The 13,814-nt window shown below is 57.4% G+C and carries 11 protein-coding genes and 1 pseudogene; 2 read left to right on the top strand and 10 right to left on the bottom strand.

The window, feature by feature from the left end; translation table 11 throughout:
* Window positions 1-46: 46 nt before the first annotated feature.
* The 5 genes and pseudogenes from IPJ76_00060 to IPJ76_00040 form a co-directional block, all read right to left on the bottom strand.
* Window positions 47-3,125, bottom strand: a pseudogene (locus IPJ76_00060) (type I restriction endonuclease subunit R).
* Between the two features lie 23 nt (window positions 3,126-3,148).
* Window positions 3,149-3,985 (bottom strand): hypothetical protein, encoded by an 837-nt coding sequence (locus IPJ76_00055; protein QQR86652.1) that lies wholly within the window; start codon window positions 3,983-3,985, stop codon window positions 3,149-3,151.
* Window positions 3,986-3,988: 3 nt separating this feature from the next.
* Window positions 3,989-4,873 carry a DUF488 domain-containing protein gene (locus IPJ76_00050; GenBank protein ID QQR86651.1) on the bottom strand — a complete coding sequence of 295 codons (885 nt, stop codon included), beginning with the start codon at window positions 4,871-4,873 and terminating at the stop codon, window positions 3,989-3,991.
* A gap of 238 nt (window positions 4,874-5,111) precedes the next feature.
* On the bottom strand, window positions 5,112-7,019 hold the full coding sequence (locus IPJ76_00045) for a S8 family serine peptidase (GenBank protein QQR86650.1): 1,908 nt from the start codon (window positions 7,017-7,019) through the stop codon (window positions 5,112-5,114).
* 758 nt (window positions 7,020-7,777) lie between these two features.
* Window positions 7,778-8,245 (bottom strand): hypothetical protein, encoded by a 468-nt coding sequence (locus tag IPJ76_00040; protein ID QQR86649.1) that lies wholly within the window; start codon window positions 8,243-8,245, stop codon window positions 7,778-7,780.
* Between the two features lie 146 nt (window positions 8,246-8,391).
* Here IPJ76_00040 and IPJ76_00035 point away from each other — a divergent pair, with 146 nt between their 5' ends.
* Together IPJ76_00035 and IPJ76_00030 are read left to right on the top strand one after the other, a co-directional pair.
* Window positions 8,392-8,658 carry a transposase gene (locus IPJ76_00035; GenBank protein QQR86648.1) on the top strand — a complete coding sequence of 89 codons (267 nt, stop codon included), beginning with the start codon at window positions 8,392-8,394 and terminating at the stop codon, window positions 8,656-8,658.
* Window positions 8,659-8,681: 23 nt separating this feature from the next.
* Window positions 8,682-9,578 (top strand): IS3 family transposase, encoded by an 897-nt coding sequence (locus IPJ76_00030; protein QQR86647.1) that lies wholly within the window; start codon window positions 8,682-8,684, stop codon window positions 9,576-9,578.
* 156 nt (window positions 9,579-9,734) lie between these two features.
* On the opposite strand, the gene IPJ76_00025 is transcribed toward IPJ76_00030, so the two are convergent.
* The 5 genes from IPJ76_00025 to IPJ76_00005 form a co-directional block, all read right to left on the bottom strand.
* A complete protein-coding gene (locus tag IPJ76_00025) occupies window positions 9,735-10,583 on the bottom strand; it encodes a hypothetical protein (protein ID QQR86646.1) in 849 nt (282 codons plus the stop codon).
* The gene (locus IPJ76_00020) at window positions 10,580-10,894 is read right to left on the bottom strand and encodes a hypothetical protein (GenBank protein QQR86645.1); all 315 of its coding nucleotides are present in this window, start codon (window positions 10,892-10,894) and stop codon (window positions 10,580-10,582) included. Before IPJ76_00020 ends, IPJ76_00025 begins: the two co-directional genes overlap by 4 nt.
* A 41-nt stretch (window positions 10,895-10,935) precedes the next feature.
* Window positions 10,936-11,862 (bottom strand): restriction endonuclease subunit S, encoded by a 927-nt coding sequence (locus tag IPJ76_00015; GenBank protein QQR86644.1) that lies wholly within the window; start codon window positions 11,860-11,862, stop codon window positions 10,936-10,938.
* A 65-nt stretch (window positions 11,863-11,927) separates the two neighbouring features.
* Window positions 11,928-13,022: a PD-(D/E)XK nuclease family protein gene (locus IPJ76_00010; GenBank protein ID QQR86643.1), complete on the bottom strand. Its 1,095-nt coding sequence runs from the start codon at window positions 13,020-13,022 to the stop codon at window positions 11,928-11,930.
* Complete coding sequence (locus tag IPJ76_00005; protein ID QQR86642.1) at window positions 13,019-13,807, bottom strand: hypothetical protein; 789 nt, start codon at window positions 13,805-13,807, stop codon at window positions 13,019-13,021. The genes IPJ76_00010 and IPJ76_00005 overlap by 4 nt, the downstream gene beginning before the upstream one ends.
* Window positions 13,808-13,814 lie beyond the last annotated feature (7 nt).

Raw genomic sequence — 13,814 nt, 5'->3', positions numbered from 1 at the left:
AAGATGATGCCGTAGGTGTCCAACATCCCGTAAGGCGGAGCTCGGACTACTTCCTTGCTTGATCCACGATTTGCTGATAGAGTGCCTTTCCCATCAGCTTGAAAGCGAGGTCCTTGAAGGCTTGATCGTCCAAGTATTTGGTGACGATGCGATCGTTCTTCTCCATGCGCTGCACCATCAGGTTGTCCATGATCTCACGGATGCCAAGCAGGAACTTGTCCTCGGGGTTGGCCAGAGCCGTGTCAATCACTCGTTGGTCCTCTACAGCCTCGGCTTGTATTTGATCGAAAAAGAACTGGTCCGCTTCCGTGAACTCGGTGCTGAAACGCTCATTGAGGACACCCACGATCGTGGAAAAGGGGTACCTCAGGGTCATCCTCCTTGCCCGTGCCGACCGCTGTTGGTCCACCGATCGGTACGATGTCGCCCGTTTTGAGGTCAATGGCCCCGGTACCCAAACGCTCCAAGCGGTAGTAACGAAGGTTAACATCGCTCGTAGGGTCCATTGAACGCGTTTCTTTTCCAATATGCAGGTGTGCGCGTAGCTCACGTGCGAAGGAGTAGAGCTTTTCCTGGTCCGCATCGGCCCACGGGAGTATCTGGCTCATGAACGCGTATAAGTTCACATAGGCTTGCAGCTTGTCCTTGAAGTGTTGCCGGTGGTCGTCGTTCTCCAACGACTTGAAGCGGTCCTTGGCCGGTTGTATGTGCTTGACCAGTCGCTCATGGTCGGCCTTTTTGTGACGATGCTCGGGCTGGTAATAGATGGCGGCATAGGCCTCCACTTCGTGCAAGTGGTACACCTGCATGCCGTCCAATTCATGCTTCAATGCCTCGAGCTGTTCCGGACGCGACTCTTCCTTCAATTGCGTGACATCGAAGAAGGGCTTGAAGGCCGTGTAGATATCGTCCGCGCTGTTCACGAAGTCCAGCACGAACGGATGCTCCTTCCCGGGAAAGCGCCGGTTCAACCGGCTGAGCGTCTGCACGGCTTGTACACCGTCCAAGCGCTTGTCCACGTACATAGTGTGCAGCTTGGGTTGGTCAAAGCCTGTTTGGTACTTGTTGGCCACCAGCAGGACATTGTAGTCAGGGCTATCGAAGCGTTCGGGTAGTTGGGCTTCGCTGATCGATCGGCCTGTCGCCACGTCGATGTTCAGCGATGGTTCGGTGTATTCTGCTCCACTGACCGGGTCCTTCACCTTGCCACTGAACGCCACCATGGGGTTCACGTCGGCATAACCGTGCTCCTTGATGTAGCGCTGGAAAGCTTCGAAGTAGCGCGTGGCGTGCAAACGAGAACCGCAGACCACCATTGCCTTGGCTTTGCCACCGAGCAGGTGTTTTACATGCAGACGAAAGTGCTCCACCATCACTTCGGTCTTCTGCTCAATGTTGTGCGGATGCAGGCTCATGAACTTGCCGAGCTGCTTGGTGGCCTTTTTCTTCGGCAGCTTCGGGTCGTCCTCGATGGCCTTCACCAACCGGTAGTACGTGTTGTAGGTGGTGTAGTGCTGCAATACATCGAGGATGAACCCTTCCTCTATGGCCTGCCGCATGCTGTAGTGGTGGATGGGCTTCCCGAAGAGTTCGATGGTTTTCCCCTTCGGGGTCGCGGTGAACGCGAAGAAGCTCAAGTTCTTCTGCTTTCCTCGGGCGCTCATCACCTTCGTGAGCACGTCCTCGCTGCTGATGTCCTCGCCTTCCTCCGCTGTGCCTGCGCCAAGGATCGCCTTGAGTTCCTTGGCAGCATCGCCGCTTTGGCTGCTGTGCGCTTCATCCACTATGATCGCGTAACGGCGCTTGCTGATCTTGGTCTCGTACACGGCGGCTTGTTCAGCGGCCAGCTGCTTCTCGGTTTCCGATAACCCATCATAGTTGCCACCGGCTGCGAGGTTCAGCAGGCCCTTCAGCACCCACGGGAACTTCTGCAGGGTGGTAATGACGATGCTCGTGCCGTCCACCAGCGCCTCGGCCAGTTGCCTGCTGTTGTCGTCAATGGCCTGTACCACGCCTTGTGCGTGTTCGATCTGGTAGATGGCGTCCTGCAACTGCTGGTCGAGTACGCGCCGGTCGGTTATCACCACTACACAGTCATACACCTTCTCGTCGCCCTCGTTGTGCAAACTGGCCAAGCGGTGAGCGAGCCAGCTTATGCTGTTGGTCTTGCCGCTGCCCGCGCTGTGCTGGATCAGGTAGTTGCTGCCGGGGCCATGTGCTCGTGCCGCATTGATGAGCGTTCGCACGGCGTCCAGTTGATGATAGCGCGGGAACACCACGGTCTCCTTCTTCACCATCCGGCTCTTGCCACCGGCTTCGTTCACCTGCTCCTCCTTGTGCTCGGTGAAAATGAAGTGGCCGAGAATGTCCAGGAAACTGTCGCGTTGCAACACCTCTTCCCAGAAGTAGCCCGTGCGGTACCCGCTTGTGTGCTCCGGATTGCCTGCCCCGCATTGCACCTCACCGGGGTGGCTACCCCGATTGAACGGCAGGAAGAACGTCTTCTCCAGTTCGAGCTTGGTGGTCATGTGAACTTCGTCCACATCGGCAGCGAAGTGCACGAGCGCGCGCTTCTGGTAGCTGAAGAGCGGTGCGCGCGGGTCGCGGGTCTCCCGGTACTGCTTCACGGCGTCGTGCCAAGTCTGACGCGTTCCGGGGTTTTTCAGTTCGCAGGTGGCCACCGGAAGACCGTTCAAGGAGAAGGTGAGGTCCATCTCTTTGCGATCGCCCGGATGGCACAGCACCTGCCGCGTCACGGTCAACCGGTTCTTCGCGTACAGCGCCAATACCTCCGGGTTCAAGCCATGCGCGGGTTTGAAGTAGGCAACCCGGAAGAGCTTGCCATAGAACTTGAAGCCGTGTCTGAGCACATGCAGGGTGCCCTTCAGGTCAAGGTCTTTCAGCAGAGCGTCCAGCAACTTCGCCTTCAGTTCTGCACCGTGCAGCTTTTCCATCTGCTGCCACAATGCGCCTTGCGTGGCTTGTATGAAGCCCTCCACTTCATCCGGGAAGTACGCGTTCGCCTTGTCCCATCCAGTATTGGCCAGTTTCTCCCACCCGCTTCGGGCGTGCAGGATGTCTTCCAGGTTCGCTTCGAACATGGTTTCGCTGGTCACCTTGGTCATGCGAGCAAGGTAGCCGTCGGCGGTTATTCAAAAAGGCCCAACTGGTCGAGCCGCTTCGGGTAGAACACCCCGATGATCACAAAGGGATTTGCAGCCCGCATGGCGTGGAACTTCTGGGTGGTGCCCAAAAAGAGGTGGATGTCATGCTCCTTGAGGAAGGCCCCCTCGTATTTCGCGCGCACTTTGGCTACTGCCACTTCTTCATTCCCTTCAGCGTCCCGCAGGCAATTCCAGAAGAGCTGGCCGATCTCCCAATCCTCGATCATCATGCGGCTTTCCTTGCCGTCGGAATCCACGAAGCGGTAGTAGAACTTGTAGGGCAACTTCGGGATCATCTCCTTGGGCTCTTCCTGAGCTCCCTCCGCGAACAGGTCCAACTGCTGTCGCAGATCCTTCCATACCGGTTTCCAGTCGCGCTCATCCTTCTCAACGTCGAAACTGATGAACCGTGCTGGCTTGAACGTGGCAAGCGAAACGTTGGTGGGCTCCTGGCTTGCAGCAATGAGCTGCGCCATGCTGGTGTACACCTTTCGCAGGCAGAAGTGCTTTCGTTCAGCCCACGCGCGTTCAGTGCCGATATGCTCGCCAACGGCAATGGCGTTGAAGTCACGGTTCACCGGCGAGTGGCTTTCCGGCCGGAAGTCATCCTTGCGGCGTTCGAGGTCGGCTTCTATCCAGGTGTACTTGCGCACCGGCATTCGGCCGCTGCGTTTCATCTGCATGAGGAAGCTCAATGGCACCGGGTAGATGCGCACCCATGTGCCGTCCTCGCAGACACCTGCGGTGCACACCAACTCATCGTAGCTACGGCTCGGCAGCGGGTAGGTTGTCACCGTCAGGAGCACCCGCATCCGCGCCATGGCTCACAGATGCGTGAGTTGGCCGTGGAAGTCGGGGCGCTGCACGACGGCCTTGGACAAGGCGTTGCGGTGGCAGCAACCCACCTCGTGCTCGAAGCACATAATGGCCACACGCCGATGCTGTTCTACCAATGCCGCTATGTGCGCTTGTGCACTAGCGGTGGTCGATAGCGTGCGTTCCGTGTAGCGTGCGAAGAGCGCATCGCGATCGGCCTGCGTGTTCAGTTCCTGCCGTTCATCGCTGGCGATGCCCACATCGGGCAAGTGCTCGTAGCGGATCCCCACGCCTGCGCAGGCATGTTGCAGCTGCTTCTTGCTGAACCCGTACTTCATGCTGAAGGCATTGCGCCGCACATCGCACAGCACGGCGATGTGCGCTTTCAGCAACTTATTCAGGAAGGCGTCCAGGTCGAGACCCTCGTAACCGATGGTGTACAAGCCTTCCGGTCCGGCCGCTGGCAGGGCTTGGACAACTGATTGTTGCTGCGCAATGGTCAGCAAACGGGCCGCCATTTCGCTGCGCAAGGCCGTGTAGGGGTAGCGTACGTAGGTCTCGCGCACCAACGCCTCGCGATCCAAAGCACCGTAAGTGGCAAGCAGTGCATCCAGCGCATTGCGGTCGGTGGGCCTCAGTGCGGCCAAGTGGTCTTCCTTGTCCAGCAGTTCCCATTCCCGCTCGTGGTTGGCCATCAGTCCGCGGGTAGTCCACGCCACCAGGTCAGCATTGGCTTGGAAACTGAAGGCACCGAAGCGGTAGGGCACGAAGTGATAGTCCGCCTTGCCGCGCTGCACCATGTATAGCATCAGCAACTTATGCAGGCGCATCTTCTCAGCGCGGCCGCCCAAAGCTTGCAGCAGGGCCAAGAGCAGGCGACGGCGGTAGTACATGAGGCAAAAGTACCCGCATCGGAACCGGCTCGATGGACCACGCGCAACGTGCTTGCCAACGCACCTCAGTGGATGGGGCTTCACTTCCACATGGCACCTTCCAGAATTGCATCGTGGTGTTGCTGCCAGTACATGGGAAGGTGCTGCCACCCGGGCCGTGCACCTTTGACACCTACAATGTCATGTGCGACACTCCTTCAATGACCAAAGGCTCCACTCAAGGAAGTCTCCTGCACGACTAAGGCAATTGCTCATGCACCACCGCTGTCGGTAGTGTTCCCCCGATCGTGACTAGGATCCGGTCGCGGTCGTTGTGTATACCGGTGTACTTGACCCGGCCATCCAAGTTCACATCACTTCGGTCATAGGCAGAAACCACATTGGTCGGGAGTACTCCACCCAATTCAACAAGGACTACATCACGGTCGTTGTTCACGCCCGTGTACTTTACTTCTCCATCGCCGTTTGTGTTACCAGGCCATAACGCGTGAATACCGGAGACCTCAATCTGTGAGGCTGACCCAAAGGCCGAGCCGGCCGTGAAATCGTGCACCAGGGTTCCGGTCATCGACAATGAACTCGGGGCGGGGCTCAGAACGCTTAGGTGATTGCGGTGCCTGATGGCGATATGGTAATTCCCTTCCGGAGCATGTATCCCGGGTACGGAAAAGCCGTCGAGGTCTACTACATCACCATCGCGTTGCACCAGACATGCTGCTGAGGCTGTAATCGAGGTAGTGGCATCCCCAGGCCGAAGTTCGAGCACAACCCAATCAACGATGGCGTTGTTGCCTTGTACCGCAAGGACGGTTGGTGAGATGGCTTGGCCGCTTTCACCCTCGAAGACATAGCCGAGGGAGGAATACGGCTCCGTCAATGGAACAAGCCCGGCAGCCCGAAGGCTGTCGTGCATCAGTGCTGTTCCCGTGTCATATGGACCGCCCAAGAAGACTTTGATCGCCACGGATTTCGGCAATCGTTGCCGCACCAGATCAAGTGCGGCATAGGCGTTCAAACGGCCTGCACCGTGGTACTGGTCCCAACCTGGCGTGTCTTCAGCGGGGTCGCCTACTTGGTCGTCGGCCGTGGCCATCAGGATGCTCCGGATGCTGTCCGCTCCCAATGTGGGATCAAGTGCCTTGATCAATCCAGCAACCCCGCAAACAATGGGGGACGCCTGTGATGTGCCACCCCAGTACGAATTGTAGTTCGTGTTCGACGAGTAGTTCAATCCGTACATGTAGTTGCCTGGTGCTACAAGGTCTATGTGGGTACCGAAGTTGCTGCCGCTGGTCGGGTCCCAGAAGAAAGGCGCTACGCGTTCGTCGTTCGTGTCGGTGGCGCCCACGGCGATCACGTTGCTGTACCCTGCGGGGTAGTAGGTCACCGCGTTGTTGAAGTTCATCATGCAAGCCACGATGACCACGTCGTTGGCGTAGGCATAGTTGATGGCTGTTTGCATGGCAGCTGAGAACCCGCTACCGCCGATCGACATGTTCACCACATCCGCGCCGTTGTCCACAGCATAGTAGAACGCCGCAGTCATGTTCGCGCTCGTGGCTGAATTGGAACTGTTCAGCACCTTGCAGATCATCAGTTTGCAGTTCCAATCGACGCCAGCATATCCGATACCATTGTTGCCTGTAGCGCCGAGCAGCCCGGCCACGTTGGTGCCATGGCCATGATCGTCCATCGGACTGTTGTCGTTGTTCACGAAGTCCCAACCTTGGTGATCATCGATCCTCCCGTTCCCATCATCGTCGATGCCGTTCCCGGGGATCTCGTCGCTGTTGTTCCATATCCGGCCCGCAACGTCAGGATGGTCCAATTTGAAGCCTGAGTCCAAGATGGCCGCAACCACCCCGACCGATCCGGTGGTGATCTCCCATGCCTCGCGCATGTCGATGTCCGCGTCGTTCTCACTGGTCCCGTTGAAGGTTCCATCGTTGAAGTGTGACCATTGACGCGGATAATGGTGCGGGTCATTCGGTGTTATTGGTGGTGGCGCGCTGCCTTGCGCCAGGTAGTTCGGTTCGGCGAATTGCACTTCCCCCGTTGCCATGTATTGCGCGATCGCTTTGTCCGGATCGATGGCCGTGGAATAGCGCAACAGCAGGAGGCCATCCGTTTCCGGCCTCGCTTTCATTTCGTTCTGCGGCCTTGATGCAACAATCCGCTCAATGGCCACAATGCCCATTGCCGAGTTCAGACGGTCCACGCTCTCCAAGCCTGTGCAAGTGGCGCATTGGGCGCCCAAGAGCGGTGCCCCACTTCTGAACTGGACGATGAGCTCGTTGGATACACAGGCAGAAGTTTGCCCAAAACAATGAGCGTTGTAACCTATGAGAGACAGTAGGAGCAACGGTATGGATCGGTTCATGGAGTTGGGGGGGGGCGGATGATGAAAGTGGTGAATATTCCGATGGACCCGCACGGTGTGTTCAGTAGGCCTCAGGAAAGTCCAGCCGACGGTGAGGAGGTATCGCCCGCACCTTCCCTTTTTACTGGCGCTCGCATTGGCTCCGAGCACTATTCGGCGCCTATGGCACCGCCGCTTGCCGTTAGGTACGAAGCAAGGGTCATAACGCGGTCAGTACAGCTCGCTTCGGCCGCAGCAGTATGGAACGCTCCATCGGTGGTAACGAAACGCACTGGGGCTTTACCGATGGCATGGGCCGGTCCGATCATCCAACACAGATCCTCGTCCCAAATGAAGTTCCACCATTTCCTCCGTTTGCTTTCGACATTGATCCCTGTAGGAGCGCGCAACTTGCCTATCAGTCCGGCGAGCAGCCTGTAGTTCGCTTCGAACTTTTCTTGAAGGAACCTGCTACGGCCTTGCGCATCCGCTTCAGACTGTTCCGTCGGTACGGATGCGGCGTGACGGTCCACAATGTCGCGGCACTACAAGGGCAAGAAATGCTCATCTGCGAAGAACCGCTGCAAGGCACCCTGGTCAGCGGAGGAACTGAAGGACCCAAGCCGTTGCATACTGATGACCCAAGCCCGCTCTTTTTCATTCATCTGATCGGCGAACTCCATGGCGTTTTTCACGAAGGCGTTATCGCTGAGATCCGGCGCATGCAGCCTGGCATGGTAGGCCATTTGGGAGAGTGCTAGCGCATTGCGGGTATCGTTCTCTGCGGCTTTCCCGAACAGCGCGTGACAGGTCAAGGCCGAACCGAAGGGCACGCATTGCAGACGGTGGTCGTTTGCACTCCATGCAGCCGCATGGTGCGCGAGAAAGACCAAGGCCTTCATGCTCCTATTGTAGCTGCGGTCTTCTTTATTGGCCAGATGGGCGACCAGTTCCCAGATGACCGTTGGACTAGCAAAGATCGCTTCGCCTCTTTGGTTGGCGGCGATGCGCATGGCGTCAGCGCGGGGTCGACATTCCTCAATGGAGGACGTTTCTGCCAAGTCGATGTACGCATTCGTGTCAAAAACCAGGATGGCCGTGTGTAAGCACCCCCTGAAACAGGTGCAGGTGGAAGTAGAACCACCTAAACTTGATCAGGATGAGAAAGAGCAGATTCACCGAGACGCAGATCATTGCGATGCTGCGCGAGCATGAGGCAGGCAAGAAGGTTTCGGACGTGTGCCGGGAGCATGGCGTGAGCCAGCCGACGTTCTATCAGTGGAAGGCCAAGTACAGCGGCCTGGACGCCAACCAGCTCAAGGAGTTCAAGGAGCTGAAGGCCAAGTATGCGCGCCTTGAGAAGATGTACACCGAGGCCCAGATGGACCGCCAGGTGCTCAAGGAGATCATCGAGGGAAAGTTGTAGGCCCGGACGACAAACGAGAGGTCGTGCGCCGACTGGTCGAACAGCGCCAGTACAGCGAACGCCGGGCCTGCAAGCTGTTGAACTTGAGTGCGAGCGTGTATCGCTATGCGCCCAAGGAGAAGAACGATGCGGAAGTGATCGAGCACATGATGCGAGTGGTGGATCAGAACCCCACATGGGGGTTCGGTCTGACCTTCGACCAGATGGTCACTGAGGGGACCGGGGCCAACCACAAGCGGGTGCACAGGCTCTACAAGGAGGCGGACCTGCACTTGCGCAGGCGTACGAAGCGCCGGGTGCCCGAGCGGGTGAAGGACCCGATCGTTCTGCCCATCGGCCCGAACATCACTTGGAGCATGGACTTCATGAGCGATGCGCTGGTGACCGGTCGCAAGTACCGCACTTTCAACGTGATCGATGACTTCAACCGGGAAGCCTTGTGCATAGCGGTCGACACCTCTCTGCCTGCTGCACGCGTGATCCGTGAGCTGGACCAGCTGATCGCCTGGCGTGGTAAGCCCGAACGCCTTCGCATGGACAATGGCCCGGAGTTCATCGCACACGCCATGCAGGAATGGGCCGCATCCAATGGGATCGCCTTCACCTACATCCAGCCGGGCATGCCCATGCAGAACGGCTTGGTCGAGCGCTTCAACAAAACGTACCGGACCGAAGTGCTCAATGCGTGGATCTTCGAACGCCTGGACCAAGTACGCACCATCACGCAAGAGTGGATGTGGCGCTATAACAACCAGCGCCCGCACAGGTCGTTGCTGCGCTTATCGCCCCGTGCGTTCCTGTTGAAATGTGGACAACTCCCTGCCCACTACACAGGCTCACGCGCGGACTTCCCCACAGTTCAACAGGACATCCACAACACCACCACACTCAAAAGTACCTTTACAAACCGCTGCGCCTAAAATGGGGGTGCTTACACGTGGTCCCAGGGGGTAGCTGCTCACTGTTGGGGGTATGTGTAGTACTCATGATAAAAGGTAGTTCCAAGGTCTCCGAAAACGAAATGCAACGATGGAAACCTCACTCCACCCGCATATTCACTGTGACAGCCACGCTGATCAGCGCCGCACGGTACTCTTGCTGTCGGGGCTAGGGGCTAACATGGCATCGCGCTTCGCTGTCCAGTTCAATGCGGGGCGGGTACTTAAACCCCAAGCCGTGATCTCCCAGAGCGCGGCATTCCAAACCAGCACTCCGCCATCTTTCTTCTTGATTTGTCCATCAAGAGGCCGTCTCCATGTAGCGCGTGTGTCCGTGTAGAACTCGTTCCTACAGGATGGTGGCGTTCGATAGGTAGGAGGGGAACCCCATTTTAGTAGATCCCTGACGGCATTCTTTCCCTTCGCTGTTCCAAGCAAATTGGCCATGGTGAGCCGCTTGGGGTTGGGCAGTGCTTGATCCGTGCGCTGCCACGAAAGATCGGCCATGCGTGGGGTATGGTGGTACAGCGCATTGATCGTTGCTCTGAAATGTTCCCCCTCTCCACCCAGAAGAAAATAGATGCGCATTGCGCTCCCCTCCGAGGCAATACCTCTGGATAGCACGAGCTTCCAGATGTCCTTTAGGACCTCGCCGGCCTTCTCGTTCTTTAGCCACTTCACTTCGCAAGCGAGCCCGTTGTCACCATCGTGAGGCGCAATGAAAACGTCATGCTGAATGGGGCGTCCTTGTTCCGGAACACGGTTAGTGCCTAACCAGCAAGGATTGTTCGTCCAACTGACTGTCTTCTCGGTGTCAATACGATGTGCATGTGTGGGCATGGCTGCGGCCAAGCCACGGACCAACGCCGACCGGATGTGATCCTCGGTCATACATAATGATGCTGGCGTGATCAGCTCTTCGCTCAGCGCCGCTTCCACTTTTAGGAACGCACGCTGCATCCACTCCTTGTAGTCCGTGGTGGTCATACGATTGTGTTGGTCGCCACCCGCACCTTCCCCGTTACCGCCGCGCTTATCAGCGCCGTGCGGTACTCCTGCAAACGCAACACCGCTTGCTCCACCTTGGTGATCAGCGCGTCGATGCGGATGGTCGATGACTCGATGTATGCAACGATGGTCTCTTGCTCCTTGAGTGGTGGGCAAGGCATCACGATGTTGCGCACCACATCCTGTCCGATGTTCTGCATGGAATCACTTGCGCCGGATGTGTTCTGCTCCATGTATGAGCGCCCTGCGCGTGACCGAAGGAAGTGTACCAGGTAGCGTCCGTTGCTCACGCCGGGTAATGCGTGGAAGCGATACAACTTGTCACAAAGGATCAGTCGCGGCCGAACCTTGTCCACGTATCCACAACTTCCGATCGGATCACAGTGTTCGCACGGCTCATGAGAATATCACCGGGCTTGATCTCCAGCGCGGGTATCGGCTCCTCGGTATCGGGAAGCCGCTTGTTCTCCATCTCGTTCAAGCTGGTGCCGTTCACGCACCCCGCTTTAAGCACACCCCATTCACTTTCGTCGGCGGGGTAGTTGTCGCATTGTGGCGACCAGCCCTGTTCCATCGGGCCGATAATGTGTTTCAGATCCTTCACCTCCCAATGCTCCGGCACCTCCCCCAACCACGGCACCCCGCTCTCCTTCAACTTCACTTTCGCAACCAAGCCCCGCGTAACGGCGCGGGTAATAAGGGCCTGGCGCTTCTCCTTAAGCAATTGCACCAGCCGCTGCTTGCGCGCCATAAGCCCATCGATGCGCGCCGTGCGCTCGTCCAGAAAGGCCGCGATGGCGCGTTGTTCGGGGAGGGGGGGAAGGGCGAAGGCGGTGTTCTTGACCGTCTCGAACTCCAGACTTTCCACGGTTGCACCTTCTTGTCGCCACAGCGGAAGCAGTTGCTCTTGTGAGCCGTGTATGAAATACGCACAGAAGCGCACGTCCACATTATCAGCCACAGGGATGCATCCCTTCACATCCTGATTGATCGCCATTCGTCGGCTGTTCACGCAGACCGGGATCGTGTGTTGCAGAATGCCAGAGCGCGTAAGCAGTAGAAGGCTGTTCGGTGGTACTGTGTTCGCCGCGCTCTCTGTAAGAGCATGCTCCGATATGTGGTCTTCTGTGTCAGAGATCCACATCTTCTTCATGTCCTTTGCAGACACCCAAGGCAGCGTTCCTTCCCAGTATGCCTCGTTCGTAGTGCTTGGGGTGCCACCACTTTGGAACCGGAAGAGGAAGCGGATTTTCTTCATCTCCCAATCCGGGGGCACCTCCCCGAGCCAGGGGATGCCGGAGGGTTTAGTGGCTGCGTTTCCCTTCATTGCGGAAAGGCCAAGCGTGCTGCATCCAGTACGGGAAGAAGGTCTGTCTTGATCCGCTCCTCAATAGTCTTGCTTAGATCAAAGCCACGTTCACGCGTAAGTGGAATTCTAATGGGAGCGAACTGTATCCACTTCCCATTTGGATCGACCTTATGGACGACTTGACGTTCCGTGCCGATAACCCCTTTGATGCTGTCCAATCGGGTGTCACTGCTCTTCAATTCATGCTCATCGCGGACCTCCACAACAATGACCAGCTCTGTTCCCTTGGTAAAAGCGTCCTCCAACAGGACGGTCACGTACGCGCGATCCTCGCGGTGAACGGAAATATACCAAGAACGACCCGGGTTGCGCGTTAACTGCATTTGCATTGCCTGAGCTGCCGTATTCAAAGCCGTGGTCAGATAGACGCGAAGACTGCCTTCCAAGGCGATCACACGTTGGATCCTCTCGGCATGCTCTAGGTAGAATCTCACTTCGTCCGTGATCTCCATGTTCTCGGTCAATAGGTGTATGTTCTGTTCCAGGTCGATCAGGTACTGCCGGTATGGTTCCGGCATTGGGTAGGTTATCGGAAGTTGTGCGACCACAGCCTCCATAAGTGCAGCATGAGTGATGCATTCATACTGCGGGTGACCCACAGGTCTTGCTTTTAGGCATAGCACAATGCCGATCTTCTTTGCATTGGGAACTGAGGTCAAATAGTCATCGAGGTTATTGTTGAGCACATGGAAGACCTTGTTCTCGATGATCACAGCATTCTCCGCGCCCCCGATTCGGCCGTCGACTTCAATTCCATCATGTGCGATGATGTCCACAGCAAGCCCCTTCTCCGTCGTGAACTCCCTTCTGATGGACATGCTCTTGCCGACCCTTACCCTCTTCCCTGCATTCGCAAGATCCACGAGCGTATCAAGGAACATTGTACCGAGTCCGTGTAGCCCACTAGGGTCCATGAAGAAGGAATACCAGTTGCTCAGCACATCCTCGTAGTGAGGATAACCTGAGATGGAGAAAAGGTCTGGTCGCGGGGGTAAGTCTTCCCCCGGCAACTCCTTCAGCAATTCCGCAAGATCATCCAGAGGGCTCATACCGTAATGTCCTTCAGCATCCCCAATATCTCCTTCTCCAAGCCCGCGATCTCGCCCTCTATCTCTTCCAACGCGCGCGGCGGGGTGTACACATAGAACTCGCGCGTCAACGGCACCTCATAGCCCACCTTGGTCTTGGTGGTGTCCACCCAGGCATCGGGCACATGCGGCAACACCTCGCGCTGGAAGTAGGCTTCGATGGTCTCGCTCAGCGGCACGCTCTCGGTGTCGCGCAGGTCGGCATCGGGCTCGGGGCGGCCCTTGGCATCGGTGCACACCGCAGCCTTGGGGTCGCGCTCGCCCAAGGCGGTCACAATGGCTTTTACCTCGGCAGCATCCAAGCTAAGGTCCGCGACTTTGGCCGCTTTCTTCAGTTCGGCCAAGAAGGTCTTGCGGTCCATGTAGAGCTTGTCCGCAGGTAGTCGCCTGAGCAAGCGCTTGATGGCTTCCTGGCGTTGTTTTCCGGCTTCTATTTCCTTCAGACGTTCGGCTTCGTTCTTCACCTTCTTGCTGCTGGCCAGGTTCGCGAAGGCTTTCACTTCATCGAGCCGCGCAACGCGTTCGGCGCTCGCCCGGAAGTTCAGTTGCAGCGGGCGCTCCACGGTGATCTTGCGATAGCCGAAGTGCGCGTTGGGGAACACCTTGCTGACCATCCGTGCTTCGCTCTTGCCGTCGATGGTGAAGACTTCCTTGCCTCCATCGGCCAAGGCCCCGTAGCACCGGGTGATGGCGTCGATCTGCTTGTCGCTGATCACGTTGCGTTTGTTGCCAAGGCTCTTGCGCATTTTGCCG

It is taken from the genome of Flavobacteriales bacterium (genome assembly GCA_016699575.1).
Taxonomy (GTDB): domain Bacteria; phylum Bacteroidota; class Bacteroidia; order Flavobacteriales_F; family PHOS-HE28; genus PHOS-HE28.
The sequence above is the reverse complement of the archived record's forward strand: the minus strand, read 5'-3'. Positions and strand labels throughout refer to the sequence as shown.